The sequence below is a fragment of the Erwinia sp. HR93 genome (assembly GCF_034555055.1).
In the GTDB taxonomy this organism is placed as follows: Bacteria; Pseudomonadota; Gammaproteobacteria; order Enterobacterales; family Enterobacteriaceae; genus Apirhabdus; species Apirhabdus apintestini.
In genome coordinates this window covers 2,008,039-2,032,723 of sequence record NZ_JAXUDP010000001.1, presented here as the reverse complement: position 1 = coordinate 2,032,723, position 24,685 = coordinate 2,008,039, and the positions used below count along the sequence as shown (strand labels likewise).

Genomic DNA, 24,685 nt, shown 5'->3' with positions numbered 1-24,685 from the left:
TAAATAACGCTATTTACCCGGCAGTCACGACGTCATGTGTCGTTAATAAAAGAGCGCCAGCTGGTATATCCGTGCGGCACTGAAATAACTTTCTGTATTAATCGTCCGGCCTTATCAATAATATGTTTAAGCCATCAGGCGCGGGCAATGTGCGTAAACCAAAGCATACGCAAGACTGATAGTCGCACTCCTGCTTCAAAAAAGTCAGTCTTACGCGCTTAGTAATTAATATTAGCGCCAGCGCTCTAGTTAATTAAAAGCGCAATAATAAAAATATTGGGCCAGTAAATTAATTAAATATTTGCGACCAAATAGCTAATTCATCAATACCCAAATATTCCCGAATAATTAATCCATCGCGTAATTCAAGCTGGCTAATTCCATTTATTGCGATGGGCCTGCGCGTGGGCGCACCGAATTTTCCGTAGCCGTCATGCCAGGTCAGCAGCGACCAGCGCAGCGAGATACGTATCGGTTCATTTGCATCTTTGCGCACAATCAAATGATGAAGCCGGGTCTCGCTATCGGCAAACGAAGCGCGATAGCCGGATAGCCAGGCCGAAATTTCCTGTGCCCCCGTGCAGGCGCAGTGCCCAGGGCCGTGCAGCGTCGCGGCGGGATGGTACAGTTCCGGCACAATCCCACTATTGCCCCCGGCCCACATGGTCAGGTAGCGCTCCACGACGCCGGCAAGCGGCCCTTCTACGTCATCGCCCTCCGGCCCGCCTGCCCAGCGGGCATCGATCTGTTCGGCGCTTTCCACCTCCAGCCCTAATTCACGGCGCGTTTGCGCCAGCCCATGGGCGAATTCCCGCACGTCCAGGCCGATCTGCGCGGCAATCGCCGCCCTGTCCTGCAGCAGCCATTCCTGACGCACCGCGCCGTCAGCGCAAAGCCGGTCGGCCCAGGTACGAACCCATACGGTTTTCCCGGTCGGCGGGCCAAAGAATCCCTCTCCCTGATGTTGAATACAGGCCACGGTGCGCTGCGCCGCATAGTGTTCTAATTCCTGACTGTGGCTACATAAAATATCTTCCGTCAGCACCGAGCGCTGAGGAAAGCTGTGCATCGCCTCCAGCGTCAAACGCATAAACTGCGAAAGGTCGGAAAGCTGCTTTTCCGGCGTCATAAATACCACCGGGTTGGAATAGAAATCCGCCAATTGGCCAATATCTTTCTGCTCCCAGACCACGTGCGTCAGGGTCAGAATAAACTGCTGAATAGAGTCGAATTGTGGGCTAAAGCCCGGCAGCCTAATCATCAGACCTCCTGAGACTGAAACAGCGTAACGCCTTCGCTTTCCGTCGGCTCGTGGCGCACCTGGCGGGTCGAGCGCCGCACAATGAGCGCGGCGGGCAGAGTAATTTGCTCCGGTTCGATAATCCCGCTATCGATTTGCTTCATCAACAGAGCGACCGCCGCATCTACCATCTCATCAACGGGCTGCGCGGCCGAGGTGAGTTCATAAGATGGCCAGCTTGCAGGCGCGGTATCGTCATAGCCCACTACCGACACATCTTCGGGGATGCGCAGCCCGAAGGTGGAGCGCGCCACGTCCATCACCGTCATCGCCATATGATCATTCGCGGCAAACACTGCGTCCGGCGGCGGCGTAGAGGAAAATAAAGCGCTGGCGACGCGCTGGGTTTCCTGGGTGTCGTAATTGCCGTGCACCACCCGAATATCGTTGACTCCGTGCCGGGCCAGCGCCTCAACAAAGCCTTTTTGCCGCGCCTGGCTGGAAGAAGAGTCCGCCAGACCGGAGACAAACGCAAAGCGCTGATGCCCCGCTGCCAGTAAAAACTCGGCAATCTGACGCGCCGCATTTTCATTATCGCTGTTGACGCTGGACGCGGTGCCGCTCTCCTCCCGGCGGTTAAACAACACCACCGGGATACCGGTTGCCAGGCACTCGCCGGAAAGCTCGTGGGAGAGCGTGGTCGAAGCCAGCACAATACCGTCAACGCGATATTGCATGATCTGGTCGAAGATACGATCGACATCGCTGTCGCTAACAAACAGCAGCAGGTGGTAATTGAGTGCATCCAGCCGATGAGCCAGCGCTTCCAGCACCTGCGGATAAAACTGATTATCAAAGTAGGACATCACAACGCCAATAATTCGCGATCGCGACGTATTCAGCGAACGTGCAATCGCATTCGGGCGATAGCCGAGCTCCCGGGCCGCTTTTAGCACTTTTTCACGGGTCAGCGGTGAAATACTGGCTCCCGGCGTGAAAGTGCGCGACACCGCCGACTGAGAAACCCCCGCCAACTGCGCAACCTGCAAAGATGTCACTGCCGCAAATACCTTACGTTTCATGCCCTTCAATTCCTTATCTGCGCGCTGTAGCCGCACGCAGCATATCACTGGAAGGCGTCGAAATGCCTGCCGGTCTCACGCCAGCGAGGCTGACGATGAGCGTTTTTTAATACTTACACCATCCTTGCATGCGTATGCAACTCCCTGCAGTGAATTTTTTACACCAATGCAAAGTTACTTTACAAATCGGAAACTTTTTCATAACTTCAAATTTGAATACGTATGCATGTCAACATAACAAGCGCCAATACGACCGGCTCGATTGAGCAGTATTCAAGGGAATGTACCGGTAACCGCCGCACGTGATTGGTTATAACTCACGCGAAATTAAGAGGTTTGCCACTATGTTCCGTGCCTTATTTCAGCGCCCCGAAGCCAGGCTTTTTTTCGTTATCAGTGTGCTGTTTTTTATCTGTATTCACAGCATTGACGCCTTCCTTGCTCCGATGATGATAGAGCAGGGCATTCAGCCACAAGTGATGGGGCTGATAATGGGCGCTAGCGGTCTTGCCACGCTGCTGGTACGCTTCCCACTCGGCATCATTTCTGATGTGGTAAAAAGTCGTAAAATTTTCATTCAAATCAGCCTTTTACTGCCGATAATTTCCTGGCCACTGGCCTGGCTTGAGCCTAACGCCCTGACGCTGTATCTGGCGAAAGCCGCAGACGGCGTTACCGCCGCAACCTGGGTGTTATACAACGTACTTTTCATTCGTTATTTCCCGCGCGATGAGGCGCCCGCCGCCGTCGCACTGCTGGCGCTGGCCGGCCCGATTGGCGTTTTTGTCGGCAATTGCGTCGGCGGGATATTAATTCACTATTTTGCGAACAACATCGCATTTTTCGTTTCTTGTATCTCCGCGCTATTGGCACTGATACTCACCACCCGCATTCAGGATGTGCACGACGCGGTGCAGGCGCCGTCGCTCAAGGCCTGTCTGACCGGAGCGCGCCGCCAGCTCGCGGATCGTTCCATTTGGTTTATCGGGCTGCTGGCCACCGTGGTGATATTAGTGCCGTTTGCCACCCGGGATACGCTGACGCCGATTTACGCGGAACATCTCGGTGCCAAAGCCGGTATTTTGACGCTGCTGAGTAACCTGCATCTTATCTTTTATGCGCTGGCCATCGCCCTGTGCAGCACGGTGTTTTATAAACGGCTGGGGCTGGCAAAAACCGCGATTCTGGGGATTTTGCTGCAGGTTATCTCAACGCTCGGCATGCCGTTTACCCACAATCTTTATTTGATTTGCCTGCTTCAGTCCCTCGCCGGCTTTTCTTTCGGAATGGCGTTCGCGGTGTTTATGTCGCTGAGTATCGTCAATACCGTGCCGCACGAGCAATCCACGCGCATGGGGTTATTCCAGACTATTTATTCCTGCGGCATGTTTATCGGGCCGGTCATTATTGGCGTCATGCTGCAGCACATTAATTTATCGTCCGGCTACTTCCTGATTGCCGCGCTATCACTGCTTTCCGCGCTGGCCACGCCGCTGGCTATCCGCTGGGTCGGGCAGCGGCGGGCCTACGGGCAAACTCCCGCCCGCTCGGCTCCCGCTTTAGCACCGGCGCGAAATCGTTAATCCAGGCCGCACCCCGCTGCGGCGGGGCTAACGCTGACTTCTCACCTACCAGTACAAGGATAATTTATGGCTCGCTACCTAAAAACCAGTAAACCGGCCGCCGAGCGCCAGCAGGCGAACAGGCAAATCAGAGATACCGTAGAGCACATCCTTGCCGACATTGAAGCGCGCGGAAATCAGGCTATTCGGGATCTGTCGATTAAGTTCGACAATTATGACCGCGACGACTACCGGTTATCGAATGCGGAAATCGATCGCTGCATTAACCAATTAAGCCGCCAGGATATCCGCGATATCGAATTCGCCCAAAGCCAGGTGTTTAACTTTGCCAGCGAACAGAAAAAATGTTTACGCGATCTGGAAGTAGAAACCCGGCCCGGAGTTATTCTCGGCCATAAAAATATCCCAATTAACGCCGTGGGCTGCTATGTCCCCGGCGGCAAATATCCGCTGCTCGCCTCGGCGCACATGTCTATTATTACCGCCAACGTAGCGGGCTGTTCGCGCATTATTAGCTGCGCACCACCGTTTAACGGCGCGCCTGCACCGGCGATTGTGGCGGCGCAAAAAATGGCGGGTGCCACCGAAATCTACGCGCTGGGCGGTATTCAGGCTATTGGCGCCATGGCGCTGGGCACGGACTCAATGGCACCGGTGGATATGCTGGTCGGGCCGGGCAACGCCTTTGTCGCCGAAGCTAAACGCCAGCTCTTTGGCCGCGTGGGTATCGACCTGTTTGCCGGGCCGACTGAAACGCTGATCGTCGCCGACGAAACCGTGGATGCGGAAATGTGCGCTACCGATCTGCTAGGCCAGGCGGAACACGGCGTCACGACGCCCGCCATTCTGCTGACTAATTCTGAGGCACTGGCCCGGGAAACTCTGCAGGAAGTCGAGCGCCTGCTGACGGTGCTACCTACTGCGGATATCGCCCGCCAGTCGTGGCGCGATTACGGCGAAGTGATTATGTGCGACAGCTATGAAGAGATGCTACAGGAAGCCGATCGTATCGCCTCTGAGCACGTGCAGGTGATGACCTCGCGCGATGACTGGTTCCTTGAGCGCATGACCAACTACGGCGCGCTGTTCCTCGGCCCGCGCACCAACGTAGCCTATGGCGATAAAGTCATCGGCACGAATCACACGCTGCCGACGCAAAAAGCGGCGCGCTACACCGGCGGCCTGTGGGTCGGGAAGTTCATGAAGACCTGTACCTGGCAAAAAGTGCTTAGCGATGAAGCAACCACGGAAATCGGGAGCTACTGCTCGCGGCTGGCGCATCTGGAAGGGTTTGTCGGGCACGCTGAGCAGGCAAACATCCGCGTGCGCCGCTACGGCCAGACCGATGTCCCTTACGCAACGCCGGTAAGCGCGACGCCCGAAGAAAAGGCCGATGTATGACGCTGCCGCAAACCCCTTCTTTTATGTTAACCGGCCAGCGCGCGCTGGTGACCGGCGGCTCGAAAGGCATTGGCTTCGCCATCGCCGTGGCGCTGGCGCGCGCCGGGGCTGAGGTGTGGATTATCGCCCGGCGTGAAGAGGCGCTGCGCGACGCCGCGGCGCTTGCCGATGGAGAAGGGCTAAAGCTTCATCCCGTCGCTCTTGATATTACCGACTCCGTACAAATGGCGCAGGCGCTGCGCGCGCTGCCCGCCTTTAATGTACTGGTCAATAGCGCCGGGCTGGCCCGCCACCAGCCGTTTCTGGAGGTCAGCGAAGAGAATTATAACGCGGCGATGGCGCTGAACGTGCGCGCAACGTTCTTTGTTAGCCAGCAGGTGGCGCGCCGCATGCGCGAAGACGGAATTGCCGGTTCTATTATTCACGTGTCGTCACAAATGGGGCACGTTGGCGGCCCTCAGCGCAGCGTGTACTGCGAGTCTAAGTTCGCACTGGAAGGATTAACCCGCACCATGGCGCTGGAATTGGGCGCTGACGGCATCCGGGTTAACACGCTGTGCCCTACGTTTATAGAAACGGAGCTATCCCGCGAGGCGCTGCGCGAGCCGGAGTTCCACCGCTATGTACTGGACAACATTAAGCTCGGCCGCCTCGGCAAGCTCGAAGATGTAATGGGCCCGGCGGTATTTCTCGCCTCGAAGGCCTCCGCCATGGTGACCGGCACCTCGCTGCTGGTTGACGGCGGCTGGACGGCGACGTAAGGAAAAAGATGACAAGCTTCCTGCAGCTCTATTATCACCGCCCTTCAGTAGCGGCTTCGCCACGCGCGACAAGAGGTGCGCTATGACGCGACTTCCCTTGCTGGACAATACCGACATCCCGCTGGTACTGCTGGGCGGCACCCTGTGCGACGCCGCGCTGTGGCAGCCGGTACTGCAGCGCCTGAACCTGACGGCAACGATGTGCATTACTCCATGCGGTGCGGATTCCGCGCCGGAAACGGCTCAACGGTTATTACGCGCCCTGCCACCCCGCTTCCGGCTGGCGGGATTTTCACTGGGAGCCATCGTGGCGCTACAAATGGTCGCCGATGCCCCTCAGCGACTCGACGGCGTCGCGCTACTGTCGGTGAACCCGCTGGCAGACGCGCCTGAAAATGCCGATTCCCGCCGGGAAGCGGTACGTCAGGCACAGGCGCAGGGGATCGGCGCGTGGCTCACCCACCACTTATGGCCGCGCTACGTTGCCCCGCACCGGCTGGATAATGCGTCCCTGCATCACACTATTATCAGTATGGCGCAGAACTTCACGCCCGAGGCCTTTGCCCGGCAAACCGAGATTGCGATTACCCGCCGCGACAACCGCGCCGCGCTGGCATCATTCGCTGGCCCAATTCTAATGATGAACGGCGCTGCCGATGTCATTTGCACGCCCCGGCATCATCAGGCGTTACAGGAGTGCGTGCCGCGGGCGCGCTGGCTGACCGTTAACCACAGCGGTCACTTCCTTCCTCTTGAAGCGCCCGACGAGGTCGCCCGGGCGCTTCATCAATGGTTAACAGAGAGCCCTTCATGCGAAACAACAGTGTAAAAACCGCCTTGCACGCCCGGGAGAACATCATTAACGGCTGGCTGGCAATCCCGTCCGCCTATAGCGCCGAGATAGCGGGCCACCAGGGCTACGACGCCGTCACCGTCGATATGCAGCACGGCATGATTGATTTCGCCAGCGCGGTCACCATGCTGCAGGCGCTGTCGTCTACCCCGGCAATACCGCTGGTGCGAGTGAGTGAGAATGCACCGGCGCACATCATGCAGATGCTGGACGCCGGCGCATACGGCGTGATTTGCCCGATGATTGACAGCGCCGAGCAGGCCCGGCGCTTTGTTGCCGCCTGCCGCTACCCGCCGCTGGGAATTCGCTCCTACGGCCCGGCCAGAGCGCTGCTGTACGGCGGGAAAGATTATCCCCGGCACGCCAATGATGAAATTCTGACGCTGGCGATGATTGAGACCCGCGCCGGGCTGGCACAGCTCGACGCTATCCTCGATACCGACGGGCTGGACGGCATTTTTATCGGCCCTAACGACCTGTCCCTCGCGCTGACCGGCAGCGCCAGCGCGGAGTCCACGCATCCGGATATGGTTAATGCCCTTGAGCACGTGCTTAGCCGCTGTCGCGCCCATCAAAAAATCGCCGGCATATTTTGCACCTCTGGCGATGCGGCCGCGCAGCGCCTGGCGCAGGGATTCAACCTGGTTACGCCAGCCAATGATGTGATGCAGCTCGGACGCGCTGCGCGGGAAGCCATCGCCAGCGCGCGCGGCGTCAGCGCTCCGCCGAGCGGCGCGTCGGGATACTGATCGTTGCCCGGCGGGTGTCAGCGCCGAACATAACGCCCGCGCGCTATGCTCGCTTATCCCTATCGCGCATAGCGGCAAAACTGCCGGCTGCGCACTTAATCAGCAACAGGAGAACGCCATGAAGACAAAGATAATCAGTGCAGAAGAGGCTCGCAAGCGGCTGGTCGCGCCGGAAGATATGGTGTCATGCAGCGTGGCATTTATTGACTGTAAGTTGCCAGGCTCGCACCTGAAACAGAACTATTCATTTATTGGCCCCGGCGTCACGCAGTCCTCGTCTCAGGTAGTCAATATTCCTGAGCCGCACGGTTTTAATATCGGCGCCGCCGCCATGCCGAAGGGCGTCACCAACAATTTGCACCTGCACTTTACCGCCGAAGTGTTTTTGATTCATGAAGGTACCTGGCGTTTTCGCTGGGGGCCGAACGGAGAAAACGAGGCGGATTTCAGCGCGCCTGCGATCCTCTCAATTCCCACCTGGATCTTCCGCGGGTTTACCAACGTCAGCCCGGAAGATACCTGCGGCATGGTGTATACCGTTCTCGGCGGCGATAACACCGGCGGCATCATCTGGCACCCGTCTATTCTGAACGCCGCCCGGGAATACGGCCTGTATTTGAGCAAAGACAATATGTTGATTGAAACGGCACCCGGCGCGCCGGCCCCTGATGAAAGCGAACTACTCACGCCGCTGGCACCGGATGAAATTGCCGCCCTGCGAGAATGGACGCCGGATGAAATGCGCGCCCGTGCGGTCACCGGCGAAGAACGCCGCTGGTCCAAAGACGCGCTGCTGGATGCCATTTTGCCCGGCCACGGCGGTGAAATAGCGCCGGTTATTGGCTACGGCATTTCTCAGGACCGCAACGCCGCGCCCGCACTCACCGATCCGCACGGGTTTTCCGTCGAATGGCTGCGGCTGGCGGATAACCATTTGATGGGACGCCATTTATGTCAGGACACTCAGGTATTGATGGTGTTTAAAGGCACGCTGGAGATTAGCTGGAATCTGGACGGCGAAACGGTTACCCAAACCGCTACCGAGCGCTCGGTGGCGTCGATACCGGCCAACTGCTGGCGCAGCTATCGCGCCGTCGACGGCGAAGCCGAGGTGATTATCACCACCGCCGGCGACCAGCGGAAGCGTATCTGGTGGGACCCGGCAATTTGCCAGCAGGCGCGCCAGCATGACCGCTGCCTGGACCCGGACGGTTACGTCGCCAAAGCCAGCATTCTGCCGATCACGGCCCGACGCGCAGGCGCCGCGCTGGAAACGCTACCGCTGTAGCTGGCGACAGTTGGATATTGGTCTTGTAGAGCCGCGCAGTGCGCAATCTTTACGCCTGCGCTTGCTGACTCCTGGCAGCCCGAAACTGATAACGGCATCGCGCTGCTCGGGCGTGCCTTGCTCCCCCTTCCTGCATAAATGCGCCCGTCGCCAGTCACCAGGCGCTGCGTCGGAAACACTACCGCTGTAACTGGCGGCAGTTGGATATTGGTCTTGTAGAGCCGCGCAGTGCGCAATCTTTGCGCCTGCGCTTGCTGACTCCTGGCAGCCCGAAACTGATAACGGCATCGCGCTGCTCGGGCGTGCCTTGCTCCCCCTTCCTGCATAAATGCGCCCGTCGCCAGGCGCTGATAGTAGCTCCTCCCAGACGCGCTATTTGCAGGAGAAACGTTATTCCACCAGCACATGCCGCTTTATCTCTACGCTGAGCGCATTTTCACAGGCCAGCGCCAGAACTAACAGCGCATGTTCATCCGGTCGTGGCGTTAATAGTTCCAGCCCAACCGGCAAACCGGACGACGCAATGCCGCAGGGTAAGGTTAGCGCCGGCCAGCCGCTAATGGCGGCAAGCTCCGGCGCCAGCCCCGGCGGCATTTTAGCCAGACTTACGGGCTGCTGGCGCACCGTAGGATAGACAAAGGCGTCCAGGCGCCGGGCGGCGGCGGCCCCGGCAAGCGCCTGGCGCAGTAGACGCTGAAAGCGGCGCTCTTTTTGCCACAGGGGCTGCTTCAGGTGCGAAAAAGTGAGTAAATGCTGCAAAAAATCGTTAAATTCCGGGAGAAATGCGCCCGAGCGATAAATATTTTCCAGGCCCGAGGGCGCGTTTTTCTGCACGGATAACCAGCGGTCAATAGCCGTGCGAAATTCGTACACGCTCAGGCACGTTGCCGAGGCAAGCGCTTTTTGCTCTGGCAGCGCGGTTTCAATCAGAATAGCCCCGGCCTGCCGCAGTGTATCCAGCGCCGCTGTCCAGACTTTTCGCTGGACCGGGCAATCGCCCGCTAACGCCGGGAATACGCCCAAACGCGCGCCCCGCAGCGTTCGCACCGCTAGCGGCTGCACGGGTATCCCGTGAATAATCGCGTGCAGGAGCGCCGCATCCTGTACGCCGTGCGCCATGGGGCCAGCCGTATCTTTGCTCAGCGAAAGCGGCGCAATCCCAGCCAGCATCGCCCGCCGGAAGCGCGGCCTTAACCCCACCAGCCCGGTATAGCTGCACGGAATGCGCACTGAACCGCCGGTATCGGTCCCGATTGCGCCATCCGCCATACCGGCAGCCACGGCGGCCGCACAGCCGCCGCTGGAGCCGCCCGCCGTGGTTTCCGGCATCAGCGGGTTACGCACATCGCCACCGAGCGAGCTTCGGGAACGCACATCAAACGCAAATTCCGACATATTCGCGCGCGCCAGAATGATCGCCCCGGCGGCCCGCAACCGGCTGACTACCAAAGCATCGGTCTGCGCCCGAACCCCGCTGAGCGCCCGGCACCCGAGCGTAATTGGCAGTGAAGCGCAGGCAATATTGTCTTTGATAATCAAAGGAACGCCGTGCAGCGGCCCCTGAATATTGCCGCGACGTAGCGATCGATAGCACTCTTCAGCACGCTGACTCGCCAGCGGGTTAACGCCCAGAACCGCGCCTAAATCGCGCTGGCGTTCAATCACAGACAGGCGATAAGCCACTTCTTCGCGGCTATCCGCCGGCGGTGTCAGGCGCAGAGTTTTCATGAGTATCCTTCAGAAATTGATGTTCACAGCGGGTGAGCAGGGAGCAAATTGCGCCTTCGCCCCTGCCGGAAGAATTAGCGCGAACGCCATGTGAATACGTATGCAGATAAGATAATAGTTATAGATGAAAACAGGAGTAATTAAGGCAGACCCGGCTGGCGGATTATCAGGACGTGACGCGGCTCTCACCCTGCGGCTGACAAAGCGTATGGGATGCATGACAATAGCGCTGCGGCTGGCGGTTTTCCAGGCGCAGGCCTGTGTTGTCGCAAAGGCAAACTTTATTAGTGCCAGAGATTATTATTAACTCTTCTGGTGCAGGAAGTTATCAGGCACAGCAGCGATCGCTCCATGAATCGCGATAGATAATATTACCGTCTGTATACTTCCAGGTAATCGCCTCATAGCGTAATTCAAGCGTTTCAAAATGCGTACTACACATACCGCCAGGCGCCAGATAAGGCGCCACGGTTGTGAATTTGACGTTTTCCAGAATGATATTGAAATACTCGGCCTCGATGCCGATTCCAGAATACGGTACATCTTAATTGTCGCCTTCTTCAGGGTTCGCCCTTCGCAGACAGCGCGGTACAGGAGTGGGGTTGTCCGATCCAATTCTTCCACTATCGTGATAGGGCGGTGAACGCGCGTACCGGTAAATTTCCCCTGGCTTGGGTCAATCGGAACAGTGACGCCGTGGAAGAATGATTTTAACTCGATAGAGCCAAGGCGCAGTGGCATTAGGCAACTGCCGATAATCGGCGAGCCGTTTTCATCTCCAAGCCATAAATGTGCTGGTGTGGACATATTATTTCTTTATCAATAATCATTACGATAATGTTTACGTTTGTGAGTTACCATTTTACATATCGATAAAAAATAACAATTACGAACACGGCAAACACTGGAATAAGCCAGATTGAGCTATCTGGAAATAACATCCCCTGAACCAAAGCGAATATTATTGTCAGTACGGCAGGACCATACATTGAAACCAGTGACCGAAATACCCGTCTGAAAAACCTTTTTATAAGATTAATCATAGTTATCGAATCATCCTGGATACGGGAGAAGCTATGTAAATTCTTATTTGTAAAAATCTAGCAAGGATTAGTCATTTTATATGATCACCATTTCATGTAACGGCCAAAAATAAATAGCATACATATGAGAAAAATGGGCACAGGCCATATAGGGCTATCAGGAAAAAATGTACTAAGATGAGTGTGAATATGAACGTTAACAATGCAGGTCAGTACATTGAAAATAATGACCTGAACAATCGCTTAAAAAATTTTTTAACAAGATTTATCATGTCTTACCCGATCATCTTGATGATGATGTCTGCAATACCACTATCCGTTATTCATTGTGCTTTAAGTGCCTCAGCCCTCTCAAACAGTGGTTCGATCAAAAAATATATCATTTCCAGCTCTTGAGCATATAACGCTGCATAGTAAGCGGGGTACGTAAAGTGAAGGAGATGTGCGCTATCCGCCGCTTTCCGGACGACACCATAGACATCAACTGATGCTATTCCCCTTGATGCCCGGTTGACGAACGACGCACTGATTTCAAGACTTAAATTCATACCTACAGAGACGGAGGATGCTGTTGCTAAAGCAAACCCAACGTGTGTGAGAGAACTTGCGGCTATATTCACATTAACCGCCATAAGCATCTGTTTATTTGTTTAATACGTTTAAGATGCTCCGATGATTTATATTTACATATTTCTTCGAAATATAGTTTGAGCATGTCATACACAACGTTGCCATGTCGAAGAAGATAAATGACACCGTTTTTAAATCGAATGTCTTCAGTTTTTTGTTTCTGCCATACGTCCTGATATTCATCAGTAAATCAGGGCGTATAATACAGGCCACGCGTTGCACCTGCGCCAATCGTTTCAAGCTGATTTGATATCGCTTTTCCAACGCCCGTCAATGTGCAGTCGAGTTTTAACGTCAGAATCTTATTGGCCTGCAAATAATGGATAGCTTCATTGCTGTAGTGCAGCATCGCTTCCTACGAATTTATATTAGGTCTGTTTTCACTAATTCCCGCTGAAAGCGTGCAGTCAATCGCGGAAGGGGAATGGATAATCATTCGCACAGATTGCTGATTGAATACTCACCGTTTCCGTGCATCCTGAACAGCTTAGGTGATTTAGCCCGGCTGTCTCAACGTTTTTGTTTGCCGCTGAGTCGCCCCTGCGCTGAGAATGCCTGCCATCGGGTATCAGTAATGACAAGCCCAGGGCCAGTGGAAGGGATAAATCTTTACCCGCGGGCGCTAAGCCGCGTTTTTTCGCTATCTAACCGCCACAAACAATCGTACTATTGCGCGCTTTGTTAATAGTTCACCGCGTGAGTATTTATGAGTTTTCTGTTCCCCCTTTTTGCCGTGCTTATCTGGTCAATCAACGCGATTGTCACCAAGCTTTCTGCCGGCGCTATTGACCCCGCAGCCATCTCATTTTACCGCTGGTTTATTGCGCTGGTGGTACTGACGCCGTTTGTCCTGCCCGGCGTATGGAAAAACCGACATCTGGTGCGCAGGCAGTGGTGGAAGCTACTGATTTTAGGGCTGCTCGGTATGGTGATGTATCAAAGCCTGGCCTATTACGCCGCCCACAGCGTTAGCGCGCTGTTTATTGGTATTTTGAATGCCCTTATTCCATTACTGACGGTTATCCTGAGCGTATTCATTCTGCGCCTCGCGCCGACAATTGGCATTATTCTCGGTACCGTGCTCTCTTTTAGCGGGCTGATTTGGTTAATCAGCCAGGGCCATCCTCAGCAGCTATTACACCACGGACTGGGGCGCGGCGAATTAATGATGTTCATTGCGTCTGCGTCCTACGCGCTCTACGGGGTGCTGACTAAACGCTGGGCTATCGATTTGCCAGGCTGGCAGAGCCTGTACGTTCAGATTTTTTTAAGCGTATTACTGCTCACCCCTAATTTCATCTCAACGCCAGACATCGCGCTGAATCCAGGAAATATACCGCTTATTCTGTTTGCCGGTATTCCGGCCTCAATTATTGCGCCTTTCTTATGGATAAACGGCGTGATGCGCCTGGGTGCCAGTATTGCCAGCATCTTTATGAATCTAACCCCCATATTTACCGCCATCATCGCCGTGCTGTTTTTGCATGAGCAGCTTCACAGCTACCACTATATTGGCGGCGGAATTACCCTTCTCGGCGTGCTCATGGCACAGCGGATAAAAACGCCGCTGCGCCGCCCGATAAAGGGCACTTCGCAATAAAATAGCCGGCGCGGCAGTGTCTTTATATATTGCCGCGCGCGAAGCATTAGGCCACGGTGTAGGGTGAAGGTCGGGTTCATAAAAGAAAAAATAGATTTAGAAGAGAAAAAATAGAGTTTTAAATCTCAGAGATGGCTCGCAGTCACTACAAATGGACGGGTTTAACACTTTATATCTGAATAAAACTCCCTCAGCGCTTCCGTTCTCTGGAAATATAAAACCGCCTTTCAGGGCGAAAAGGCGGTTTAAAGACGCTACGATAACGCTGCAATATAACGTTTGAATTCACTAAATGTCTTAGTAAATCAAGCGCCCTGGCGCGTGGCGGCAAGTACAATTTCGCGCACGCAGACATAGGAAGGCTGTGAATAAGCATAATCGATAGCGTTCGCGACATCATCCGCGCTCAGCACTTTGCCACCCATCTCTTTTTTCCACGCCTGATAGCCCGTTTTGATATCTTCATTGGTGGTATGGCTCAGAAGGCTGGTCTCAACCGCGCCGGGAGCGATAACGACAACCCGGACATCATGCGCCGACAGCTCTTCACGCAGGTTCTCTGAAAGGCCGTGTACCGCGAATTTAGTGCCCACATACGCCACATGATTGGGGAATGTTTTTCGGCCTGCAACGGAGCTGATATTGATAATCGTGCCAGCCTTACGCGCAATCATTCCTGCGGTAACCGCATGGATACCATTCAGCAGACCTTTTACGTTAACATCCAGCATGCGATCCCACTCAGCCGGATCCTGGGTTTCAATGCTCCCAAGTAACATAACGCCCGCATTATTCACCAGCGCATCCACGGGCCCAAACTGCGCTTCCGCTTCTTTAATCGCGGCGCTGAATGCTTCCCGATCCGTCACATCAACCGCACGGCACAGGGCATTTGGCAAATTCAGCGCCGTCATTTTATCTAACCGGCGCGCCAGCAGCAGCAGCGCATGCCCGCGTGACGAGAGCAGTTTCGCCGTTGCAAGGCCGATGCCTGAACTGGCGCCTGTGATAACAACTAAAGGTTTGGATGCCGCGCTCATGGTAGTTCCTCATTCGTTAAAATAATGGCAAAAGCCGAACGTTCACTTTACGACCCGGGCGAAACGGTTAGAAATGGTTTATTTCTTTCGCCGACATAAAATAATATTATGCCTCAAAGATAACCGCCGGAGGTTTATCCACTCTGTGCAAAGTGTAAACGGATCAACTGACCGATAAGTCTGACACAGGGCGCGTAATGCGCCACACGAACCAGGCAAAAATATGCATATGCAAAGCAGCGCTCACATAGCTATCCCTGGTCGCTATCAGGACGCCACCGCACTAAATCCCCCATCAGCGCCGATGGTATTTTTAAGTTATTCTTACTAGCGGCTCGACAAGCGCCATTCCGATTCGAAAGATATTGCTCATAATTAAATAAAAATGATGGGAAATTATTACGAGAAATAAAGTTTGTGCAAACAGTATCATGCTACTAATGCTTATAAAACAAACACGGCTTTATCGAAAAGATCTCATTAGATATAAAATCCGTATCACTTCCTATCATCAGTTATCTATTTACATCAACAATCAATTACCACCCAATCAATATCACCAACGTTTAATCTACGTGAATAAATTTTTGATCTATTACCAGAACCCCAGTATATCGCCAGGTATAGTTCCTATAACACCTGAATAATAAAGGATATTCCCATGAGCGATAAAATTTATGCCTTACAGCAACATGAATATATTTCCGTCATCTCTAAATCTCAGCTTGAAGTGACCGATTACTTCAGTTTCGGCAGCGAAACGCAGTTATACGATATGGTAATTTACGCCGAAAACAGGGCAATTATCCTGTGCCATAAAGACTCCGATGCAATAATGCTGGACGTCGACCTGGCGGAGGTAACATCCGACGAGATATTTCGACTGACCGTCGGTGAATATCAAAAAGACAGTATCGTAATCGCCGTTTCTTTAGACGAAGAAACGGTGGTTTTAAATACCCACCATATGATTTATGCCGTAGACAGAATTAGCAAATCACTTATTTATCAGTCTCCTGAAGAAATAGCCTATGAACGTTATTTTCACACGCCAGAACGCTTTGAAAACGCGACTCTTCCAGTTCTTATCGCGATGGATATTACTGATGGGAATCCTGCAAAATCACTGTTCCTTGATCTTAATACCGGCATTATTAATGAACAGGAAACGTATAATGCAATAATATTTAACCGAATTGGTCTTAGCCAGGACAAAGGGCGACTCTACGCGATTGGCATTAACGGTCTTAATAATGACAGTATTATTCTCTCAATGAATCCAAATAACGGGAGCGAGCAGAGGGTGACAGAAACAGAAGCGCCGTTACAAATGAGAGCAACGGGCTGGCAATGGACGGATATAGGGCTTATTACGGGAATAGAAGCCGGAGCAGAAGTACTTATCGTTTCTCACGATGGGCCAATATTGGAGATGATAAATACCGCTATTATCAGCCCTCACGCCTTTTATGACGGACGCGCTCTATTCACCGTTGGCGCTGATTTTTATGCGCCCGATAAAATTAGAATCAATAAGTACAGCGATGCGACGAATATCAATAACGTTGTTTCTGAGTATTTAGACAGACCGGAGGATGGCAGTATTATCATCAAACTAGTGGGTTAAACAGAGGCTGGTTTCCCCGCTATGGCTGCCGCTGCCGCCTTAGCGGGCCAGCGCCACCCCGCGTGCAAGCAAGGGTATTAAGCAACGTTTTACTTTCCTTTTGATTCAATAATCATCCCTGCCCGCAACGTTGTGCCTGAGGAAATTAAGGCATGATTCATTCACCGGGCTTTAAAATTCGGCCGCTTTGGTGAAGAATAGGCGGCTACTCCCCGCAGGCATCAAGAAAATCTATGGATAAGCGCCAACTCAACGCCTTTATTTGTGTTTTTGAGGAACGCAATATTACCCGCGCCGCTGAACAGCTCAATTTAACGCAGCCTGCGCTATCAGCGACCATCAAAGCGCTCGAAGAGTCCCTTAGCACGCGATTATTTATACGAAAGCCGCGCGGCGTCGAGGTGACTGAAGACGCCCGCGCGCTCTACCCGCATGCGAGGCGCATGCTGGCCGATATGGCGGCGTTGACCTCTCGCTTTCGCGAACGCCAGAAGGGACTACCGCTCAGCATAGGTATTGAAGACGATGTGGCAAGCACGCATCTCATCGGACTGCTGGAAAAAACGCGCGGCGCGCTGCCGGACATTCGCATCACGCTGGAGGTCGGCTGCACCGGCGATATTCGCCTCGGCTGTGAGAGCCTGCGCTGCGAAGATGAGCTGTTTATTCCCCTGTTTGATGAAAATTATGTACTGGTTTATCCGCCCGAGCACCCATTAGCACAGGCTAACTCTCTCACCCCGGAGCAGCTTCACGGGCAGCCCTGGATAACATTCCCCTCACATGAATCCCATCAGCGTTTTCTGCCGTTTTACGGCGCCTCGGCCAGCGCGCCGTGCGCCATTGCCGGTAGCTTCACTTTAGCGCTGCATTTAGTAGAAGCGGGGTTAGGCATCGCCATCGTCCCCGAGCCATTAATAGCGGCGCACAGTAAGCTTACCTGCCGCGCCCTGCCCGGATATCCCTTAACGCGTCGGCTGGGTATTTGCTACGCCATTCAGTCGCAGGCAACGCCCGGCGTTGAGAGTTTTTTAGGTTTTGTGAATGGATTGTCGCTCTCCCAGAATAATGACTGACACAGGAGTAAGGCTGATACCAGTACTGTTGTTCACCTTTAAAAGTTTGGCGATTACCGCTCGCGTATGCTCTGTCATTTTTTATTGGCTTAAGTCAGCACCGTGCCTGACAAAAGCTGTAATAGGCTTAGCTCAGCTTTCCCGCAAGAATAAAATGTTCAGAGGGTTAGAGTTACGGTTAATGATATTCGCAATATGAAAAATTACTATTCATGACTGACGGGGGCTGAAAGAACTCTCTGGAGCGGGCGAAGGGATTAGAACAAATAACTGATTAAATTAAATTGAATTAAAAAATTTATTAAGTTACGAGTAAATTTACACCCCACACATACCCCCAAAGCAAGGATTCTTGAAATGCAACCTGTTACCGCACGTTGATAAATCAGCAGATAGCGTGATGATAGCAAAATGCCTTGATACTCAAAGGTAGAAATGCAATTGCTCCAGGCTAGCTATCTGGGCTGCCCCCACCCAGGACAATATGAGAGCTAACAGGACGGTTGAAGATATAACAATTAAGGAAGCTAACTGAGTGGTAAAGGCATAGAGGATTTTAATGCCACAACTTTACTACTTAACTGAAGAATATCATTTATGGGCATTCTTCAGGCTATAGCCTTACAGGATCAATCCCCCCAGGAGGGGGTTTAGGGGTGACAATAAAAATAATTTTTATTTCAGCAATTATATGAAAATCAATTATTCCACGCGCATGTTAGCAAGATCATCAATCAGACCGGGGCCGACAGGTTTCCAGCCCAATTGTGACTGTGTCCATGCGCTCGAGGCGATCAAATCCATTTCAGAAAACAGGGCGAACCAGCCAAAGTAGGCGGCGGCATCTTCTGAAGTCAGCGATACTAACGGCAGGCTGAGTCTTTCACTGACGGCCAGCGCAATCGCGCGCGCCGGAACACCCTCTTCGGCTACCGCGTGGTAGCGTTTGCCCTTTTCACCTTTATTCAGCACCAGAACGTAGAGTTTCGCCACATCGCTGACGTGCGCCGCCGACCAGCGATTTGCGCCTTCATCGACATACGCGACTGCCCCTTTTTGGCGGGCGATCTCCACCCATGAGGAGATCAGCCCCTGGCGGCGGGTATCGTGAACCTGCGGAAGCCGCACAACGCGCACGTCCACGCCTTCCTCCAGCAGCCGGGCGCCTTCTAGCTCAGAGGCCACACGCGGGTTGATATTTTCAGGTTTGAAGACCTGTTCAGTAGCGGGTTGACCCTCGCCGGCATCGCCCATACCGACGCCGGAGGTTATCAATAATGGGCGGTCACTGCCTTTTAAAGCATCGCCGAGGATGCGGATAACCCGGCGATCTTTCTCACAGTTGGCGACAAAATTCGTAAAATCATGATCGAACGCGGTATGGATCACGGCGTCGGCGCGAGCGGCACCGTTGCGCAGCGATTCAGGGTTGTCCAGCGTGCCGCGATAGACTTCCGCACCCAGCGCTTCAAGGATTTTTGCACTGATGTCCGAGCGGGCCAGGCCCGTTATCTGATGCCCGGCGGCAATCAGTTCAGGAATGATTCGGGAACCGATAAAACCCGTTGCTCCGGTTAAAAATACGCGCATAACACCCTCTCGTCTGTTTGACCTGTATAGGCTTAAGAGTGTATGCCAGGATGTATACTATAAAAGTAGTGAATTTATCATGGTATAAGCATTAACAGGAAAACGATGGCAAAGCCCGCTGTACCCAACGATCTCGGTAATTTTTTGCGCAACCGCCGTATGCGGTTAGATCCAGCCACCTTCGGTTTTATGGCGGGCCGGCGGCGCACGCCGGGGCTTCGCCGTGAAGAGGTGGCGCAGCTCGCCAGCATCAGCCCCACCTGGTATACCTGGCTGGAACAAGGGCGAGGCGGTTCACCGTCACGGGAAGTGCTTAGCCGCATCGCCAGCGGCCTGATGCTCACCGAGCCGGAGCGTGAACACTTGTTTCTGCTGGCGTTTGGCCACCCGCCGGAACACCGTTATCAACCAACCGAAAGCATTACGCCACGTTTGCAGGGCGTGCTTGACGCGCTGCCCTACAGCCCGGCAATTATCAAAACCGCGCTATGGGATGTTGTAGCGTGGAACCCTGCGGCGACGGCAATACTGATGGATTATGCGCGGCTTGCGCCGCCCCAGCGCAATGTTTTGCGACTGCTGTTTACCGATGAGCGGGCGCGCAATGTTCAGGAAGACTGGAACAGTATGGCGCGCTTTGTGGTCAACGCGTTTCGCGCCGATGTGACGCGAGCGGGCAGTTCCGACGAAGCGATGGTGCTGGTGGAGGAGCTGTCTGCGGCCAGCCCGGAGTTTGATGCATTCTGGCGGAGCAACGATGTTACGCATCATACGGAAGGCATTAAGCGGCTTCGCCACCCGGCGCTTGGGCTGATTGCGCTGGAATTTTCCACCTTTGTGCTCGACGGGCGGCCGGATCTGCAACTGCTTGTTTTTAATCCGGCAACCCCGGAGAGCCGAAAGGCGATTGAACATCACCTGATGCAAAAGGCGGATTAACCTGCGGTTTCTGCCTGCGCAGCGTTGAGCCAGGCGATCAGCATATTGGCCAGCGCATCGGAAAACAGACGAATATCATCGTCGCTGTGCGGGTGAGTGGAATAACTGCTGCCCACGGAGCCTAGCGTTGTCGTGAGCAGTTCAAAAGCGATGCGGCGCTGCTCCGCACTCGACTCCGGCAAAACCTCAGCAATAAACTGTTCGTAGATGGCGTCGCCCATCGCACTGCTCTCTTTGGCTTCCGGTGCGTCCCGGTAGAGCGGAGCGGCGTCGTTCAGCGCCTGACGCAGCGTCGCCTCTTCACATTCGGATTTAATAAAGACCTGCACCAGCGTGCGTAATCTTTCCATTGGCTGAATCTGAGTATTTCCCAGAATCTCCGCCAGCGTTTCGAGGGTTTGTTGCCACTCATCGCTTTGCAGGCGGAACAAAATAGCGGCTTTATTCGGGAAATACTGATACACCGACCCGACGCTAACGCCAGCCTTCTCCGCCACCCTGGCCGTGGTAAAACGTGCGGCCCCCTCCTTTTCAAGAACCTGAATAGCCGCCTGCACAATGGCGGAAACCAGCTCTGCCGAACGCGCCTGTTTAGGCTCCTTTCTTGAGGAAATCAAAGGTTTAATTTTAGCTGGCATCGGTGGTCCTGTGCCTATCTGAACGCGAATAGTTTATGCGACGAATTCGTCGTATTCTTTAAAAAATTGACGAATCAGTCGCATTTTAGGCTTCTCTTGTCACCCGTTCAACCTTTAAGGATTTACTATGTCGACCACTCTGACAACCGCACCGCTGGCAGCGTTACTGGATTCACTTTTTGAGCAGGCAAACAGCGCGGCGAGTTCGTCTCTCGCTATGATCCCACGTAGCGACCGGGAACGCATGATGACCAGTAAGACGGAATATCGTGAGCTGTACGGCCATCTGAAAGATCTCTGGCTTCCGGTGACGCGTGAGACCGGCACGCTGCTTTATATGCTGGCACGTACCCTTCGCGCTGAACATATTATTGAATTTGGCACATCATTCGGTATTTCCGCGCTGCACCTGGCGGCAGCGCTTGAGGATAACGGCGGCGGTTTGTTGATAACCAGTGAATTTGAGCCAGGGAAGGTCGCGAAAGCACGCGAACATATTCATGCCGCCGGGCTGACGGCGCGGGTCAATGTACGCGAAGGCGACGCCTTGCAAACGCTGGCGAGGGATCTGCCTTCCACCATCGATATGGTGCTGCTGGACGGTGCAAAAGCGCTTTATAAGGATATTCTGGCGCTGCTGGAGCCACGGCTGCGCCCCGGCGCACTGATTATTGCCGACAACGCCGATTACAGCCCGGACTATCTGGAATATGTGCGTAACCCGCAGAACGGTTATTTATCCGTGCCGTTTGCAGAGGATGTGGAATTAACGTATCGCGTTGTCTGATCCCTTCCGCTTTATTTCTTACGGATCCCTCGGGGCGTTCTGCCCCTTTTTTAAATCTGGCTATCTGATTAAAAATTGCGTTATGTCTGAACAAAACAATCAACTTCCACAAAGTAATCATGTCTTTCTGACGTTATTACCCGGCGTTCTCGCCATCTTTATCGGCTTTCTGATTATGGGAATGCAGCTTCCGGTGTTGCCGGTGCATCTGCATGACACCCTGGGATCAAGCACGCTGATGGTTGGCGTCGTCATTGGCTCCCAGTTTGCGGCGGCGCTGCTGTCCCGCGCCTGGGCCGGGAACTTCGCGGATATTCATGGCGCAAAACGCGCGACGGTGATAGGTCTGCTGACGATCGCTGCTTCCGGTATCTTTTATCTGCTGTCGCTGCTGTTTTTGCGTACACCTTCGGCGTCAGTCGGTGCGCTGCTGGCGGGGCGCATCGTGCTGGCGCTCGGTGAAAGTCTGCTGGTGACGGGTGTGATGGGGTGGGGGATTGGCCAGGTCGGTACGCATAACGCCGGGAAGGTGATGTCCTGGAACGGGATTGCGATGTATGGCGCTTATGCGCTGGGCGCGCCGCTCGGCATTGCTTTTAACGCCTGGGGCGGCTTCTTCGGGCTTTCGCTTGCCGCGTTGCTGGTGCCATTCCTCGCGTTGCTGATTATCGCCCGCGTACGCGGAGTGGCACCGGCTTCAGCGACTAAAACGCCGTTTTACCACGTACTAAGCGCGGTCTGGAAACCGGGGCTTGGGCTGGCGCTGTGCAGCGTAGGGTTTGGCGTTATCGAAGCGTTTATCGCGCTGCTGTTTACTGCTCATCACTGGGGTAACGCCTCGCTGGCCTTTACCGCGTTCGGCCTCGCGTTTATTGTGGCGCGCCTTTTCTTCGGCCATCTGCCGGATAAACTCGGTGGCGCGAAGGTGGCGCTGATATGCGTGGTCATTGAAGCTCTGGGGCAACTGCTTATCGGGCAGGCGGACACCGCATCCCTCGCATATCTCGGCGCGGCGCTGACCGGCTTCGGCTATTCACTGGCATTCCCGGGCTTTGGCGTGGAAGCAGTACGCCGCGCTCCGCCGCAAACCCGCAGCCTGGCAATGGGCGCATATGTGGCATTCCTTGACATTTCGTTAGGGATCACCGCACCGCTTGCGGGCGCGCTGGCAGAAAAGTGGGGTATCAATGCGGTGTATCTGGCCAGCGCCGTGGCCGTCGCACTGTCAGCCATTATGGCGCTGGTTTTAATGACAGGACGCAAAAATCAGGCCGGGGAAGCATAATTGAAATATGCGTACTCATAAGACTTTCTGTTAATTCAGGGTATTCGCCAAAGGCAGAGAAAAGCGCGGTTACAGTAGCGTATTACTGAATCACGCAACTGAAGAGCAATGGTAATTAAATAAATTAGCAGAGAATATTATTGAATCCCCAGAATAATGCATTTGCGTACAATATGTCCCAGCAGTATAGCTATGAGAGTATATATCTATATGATTACTTTATAGACCCGATAGTCTTGGTCCGCGCCATCGAGTGATTTGAGCTTGACCCAGGGGAAGCATAATTGAATTCAATAGAGTAATAGAATGTTATAAATGCTAGTTTATAAAGGAAAAATTGAGACTGGTAGACTTCAGAAGACTTGAGTCTGGAGCGGGCGAAGGGAATCGAAGTATCGAAGATAATCAGCCGTTAACCATTTGTTTCCTAAAGGATGATGAATCCTTGTGGTTACAGTTATGGTTACACATTGAGTGATCTCTGGTCAAGGCTGTAGGGCTGTAGTACTCCCAAAAGAGAAATAGCACAAACAACTTTGATGATTCAAATATATGACAGGATACCTCCTTCGGTTTCTGGACAACTTCTGGAGGTATATGGGGGAATGTTGCAAGGTTATTACTATTAGATAGACGCTGAGATTTTTGTGGGAAATTTTAAATGAAGAGAGACATAACTCAACGCCACCAAGCACTACCACCGACGGCATAGTGAAAACCAGTAAGTACCAGAGCGACTACGATTGTCACGCAGAAAAGAATACCGCACACGGTCGACAACCGGTTAAAAATAACACGGTATATTATGCCAGAAATGAATAAAGCTCCTGAGGCCCACCAAAACGCCTTAACGGCTCTACCAACTGCGTAATAGGTAGACCACGGGATACCGCCGTAAATGTAACCAGCCATACATCCCGCAGCCAACAATAGTACAGCCATAGTAATAAACGACCCTACACCTCTTATCATAATGATTCTCCTAGAGTAATCCATTCAGTGACTGACGGTAGGATAGCCTGATTGCAGCCATCATGCGATCGTTTGTCTCGATCGGTAGCATGAAATTGATCGCTTATATCTATCTTGATCGAAAGCCATCATAAATTCCGTGTTCGGGCGAACCAGACGCTGCTGCGAGAAATCATGGATAACCCTTGGGATTTCGCCAGATTACCGTGAAGCACAGCCTTGTAGATGCGCTCAGGCTTCACACCGTCAACACGTTTACCAATTTTGTTAAGGGTCTGCATAGCTTCCCTGTAGTCGTCCTTATGACGTTCCAATAACTCAGCTTCAGTATGATAGCCAAGCTCGACCATCTTATTAGCAATGACCGTAGCAACTTCAGGCATCTCAAGGATAGATTCAAAGGCCGCATAAACCATGTCCTCGAAATCTTCAGAGACCCATCCGGCATACTTGAGGGTAGCCTGTTTGTCAGCGTAGGTTATGCTTTCAATACCACTCTTCTCGACGTGCATTTTTTGCATGTCGGTTAGCCTCTTTGTTACCTTGCCGCGCCACTGAGAGGGTAGCTTATTGTTAGGTAATCCGAGGATTTTCCATATTTCTGTAAGGTTCCACATACCATTCTCATTAGACTTAAAGCTGTGGCCTTTAATAATGATAATATGACCTGCATGTTTATGTTTATTACTCATTGCTTAGTTACCTTTTAAATATGCACTCTAAACCGCCCCCTACTGACCCACTCAAAGTCCCCAAGCGAAGGGAGACCAGCA

General features: G+C 53.3%; 19 protein-coding genes and 2 pseudogenes. 12 read left to right on the top strand and 9 right to left on the bottom strand.

What is annotated here, in order from left to right; genetic code table 11:
* Positions 1-289: 289 nt before the first annotated feature.
* Together SFA31_RS09565 and SFA31_RS09560 are read right to left on the bottom strand one after the other, a co-directional pair.
* The gene (locus tag SFA31_RS09565) at positions 290-1,261 is read right to left on the bottom strand and encodes a nuclear transport factor 2 family protein (RefSeq protein ID WP_322837761.1); all 972 of its coding nucleotides are present in this window, start codon (positions 1,259-1,261) and stop codon (positions 290-292) included.
* Entirely contained in the window at positions 1,261-2,322 is a 1,062-nt protein-coding gene (locus tag SFA31_RS09560; RefSeq protein ID WP_322837760.1) for a LacI family DNA-binding transcriptional regulator, read from the bottom strand. The genes SFA31_RS09565 and SFA31_RS09560 overlap by 1 nt, the downstream gene beginning before the upstream one ends.
* 344 nt (positions 2,323-2,666) lie before the next feature.
* On the opposite strand from SFA31_RS09560, the gene SFA31_RS09555 reads away from it, so the two are divergent.
* From SFA31_RS09555 to SFA31_RS09530, 6 genes are all read left to right on the top strand, one after another.
* A complete protein-coding gene (locus SFA31_RS09555; RefSeq protein WP_322837759.1) occupies positions 2,667-3,905 on the top strand; it encodes an MFS transporter in 1,239 nt (412 codons plus the stop codon).
* Positions 3,906-3,971: 66 nt separating this feature from the next.
* Complete coding sequence (gene hisD, locus SFA31_RS09550; protein WP_322837758.1) at positions 3,972-5,306, top strand: histidinol dehydrogenase; 1,335 nt, start codon at positions 3,972-3,974, stop codon at positions 5,304-5,306.
* Positions 5,303-6,067 carry an SDR family NAD(P)-dependent oxidoreductase gene (locus SFA31_RS09545; protein ID WP_322837757.1) on the top strand — a complete coding sequence of 255 codons (765 nt, stop codon included), beginning with the start codon at positions 5,303-5,305 and terminating at the stop codon, positions 6,065-6,067. Before hisD ends, SFA31_RS09545 begins: the two co-directional genes overlap by 4 nt.
* Before the next feature lie 82 nt (positions 6,068-6,149).
* Complete coding sequence (locus tag SFA31_RS09540) at positions 6,150-6,896, top strand: alpha/beta hydrolase (protein ID WP_322837756.1); 747 nt, start codon at positions 6,150-6,152, stop codon at positions 6,894-6,896.
* Entirely contained in the window at positions 6,878-7,669 is a 792-nt protein-coding gene (locus SFA31_RS09535; protein ID WP_322837755.1) for an HpcH/HpaI aldolase family protein, read from the top strand. Before SFA31_RS09540 ends, SFA31_RS09535 begins: the two co-directional genes overlap by 19 nt.
* 118 nt (positions 7,670-7,787) lie before the next feature.
* Positions 7,788-8,957: a cupin gene (locus tag SFA31_RS09530; protein WP_322837754.1), complete on the top strand. Its 1,170-nt coding sequence runs from the start codon at positions 7,788-7,790 to the stop codon at positions 8,955-8,957.
* Positions 8,958-9,347: 390 nt separating this feature from the next.
* On the opposite strand, the gene SFA31_RS09525 is transcribed toward SFA31_RS09530, so the two are convergent.
* The 3 genes and pseudogenes from SFA31_RS09525 to SFA31_RS19080 form a co-directional block, all read right to left on the bottom strand.
* Positions 9,348-10,685 carry an amidase gene (locus SFA31_RS09525; protein ID WP_322837753.1) on the bottom strand — a complete coding sequence of 446 codons (1,338 nt, stop codon included), beginning with the start codon at positions 10,683-10,685 and terminating at the stop codon, positions 9,348-9,350.
* A 328-nt stretch (positions 10,686-11,013) separates the two neighbouring features.
* Positions 11,014-11,492: pseudogene (locus tag SFA31_RS09520) on the bottom strand (Hcp family type VI secretion system effector).
* A gap of 559 nt (positions 11,493-12,051) precedes the next feature.
* Positions 12,052-12,704: pseudogene (locus tag SFA31_RS19080) on the bottom strand (hypothetical protein).
* Positions 12,705-13,064: 360 nt separating this feature from the next.
* Between SFA31_RS19080 and SFA31_RS09510 the strand changes: the two are divergent.
* Complete coding sequence (locus SFA31_RS09510) at positions 13,065-13,958, top strand: DMT family transporter (RefSeq protein ID WP_322837751.1); 894 nt, start codon at positions 13,065-13,067, stop codon at positions 13,956-13,958.
* Between the two features lie 305 nt (positions 13,959-14,263).
* Here the strand turns inward: SFA31_RS09510 and SFA31_RS09505 are convergent, their stop codons facing one another.
* A complete protein-coding gene (locus SFA31_RS09505; RefSeq protein WP_322837750.1) occupies positions 14,264-14,998 on the bottom strand; it encodes an SDR family oxidoreductase in 735 nt (244 codons plus the stop codon).
* Between the two features lie 661 nt (positions 14,999-15,659).
* Here SFA31_RS09505 and SFA31_RS09500 point away from each other — a divergent pair.
* Entirely contained in the window at positions 15,660-16,625 is a 966-nt protein-coding gene (locus tag SFA31_RS09500; RefSeq protein WP_322837749.1) for a hypothetical protein, read from the top strand.
* 233 nt (positions 16,626-16,858) lie between these two features.
* The gene (locus SFA31_RS09495; protein WP_322837748.1) at positions 16,859-17,701 is read left to right on the top strand and encodes a LysR family transcriptional regulator; all 843 of its coding nucleotides are present in this window, start codon (positions 16,859-16,861) and stop codon (positions 17,699-17,701) included.
* Positions 17,702-18,403: 702 nt separating this feature from the next.
* On the opposite strand, the gene SFA31_RS09490 is transcribed toward SFA31_RS09495, so the two are convergent.
* Entirely contained in the window at positions 18,404-19,291 is an 888-nt protein-coding gene (locus SFA31_RS09490; RefSeq protein WP_322837747.1) for an SDR family oxidoreductase, read from the bottom strand.
* 105 nt (positions 19,292-19,396) lie between these two features.
* Here SFA31_RS09490 and SFA31_RS09485 point away from each other — a divergent pair, with 105 nt between their 5' ends.
* Positions 19,397-20,230 (top strand): helix-turn-helix transcriptional regulator, encoded by an 834-nt coding sequence (locus SFA31_RS09485; RefSeq protein ID WP_322837746.1) that lies wholly within the window; start codon positions 19,397-19,399, stop codon positions 20,228-20,230.
* Here SFA31_RS09485 and SFA31_RS09480 read toward each other — a convergent pair.
* Positions 20,227-20,868, bottom strand: coding sequence for a TetR family transcriptional regulator (locus SFA31_RS09480; RefSeq protein ID WP_322837745.1), 642 nt, complete (start codon positions 20,866-20,868; stop codon positions 20,227-20,229). The two genes, SFA31_RS09485 and SFA31_RS09480, sit on opposite strands and share 4 nt — an antisense overlap.
* A 127-nt stretch (positions 20,869-20,995) precedes the next feature.
* Here SFA31_RS09480 and SFA31_RS09475 point away from each other — a divergent pair, with 127 nt between their 5' ends.
* Both SFA31_RS09475 and SFA31_RS09470 read left to right on the top strand, forming a co-directional pair.
* Positions 20,996-21,655: an O-methyltransferase gene (locus SFA31_RS09475; RefSeq protein ID WP_322837744.1), complete on the top strand. Its 660-nt coding sequence runs from the start codon at positions 20,996-20,998 to the stop codon at positions 21,653-21,655.
* A gap of 82 nt (positions 21,656-21,737) precedes the next feature.
* Positions 21,738-22,940 carry an arabinose transporter gene (locus tag SFA31_RS09470; protein WP_322837743.1) on the top strand — a complete coding sequence of 401 codons (1,203 nt, stop codon included), beginning with the start codon at positions 21,738-21,740 and terminating at the stop codon, positions 22,938-22,940.
* Positions 22,941-24,040: 1,100 nt separating this feature from the next.
* Here the strand turns inward: SFA31_RS09470 and SFA31_RS09465 are convergent.
* Positions 24,041-24,604 carry a KilA-N domain-containing protein gene (locus tag SFA31_RS09465; RefSeq protein WP_000066189.1) on the bottom strand — a complete coding sequence of 188 codons (564 nt, stop codon included), beginning with the start codon at positions 24,602-24,604 and terminating at the stop codon, positions 24,041-24,043.
* Positions 24,605-24,685 lie beyond the last annotated feature (81 nt).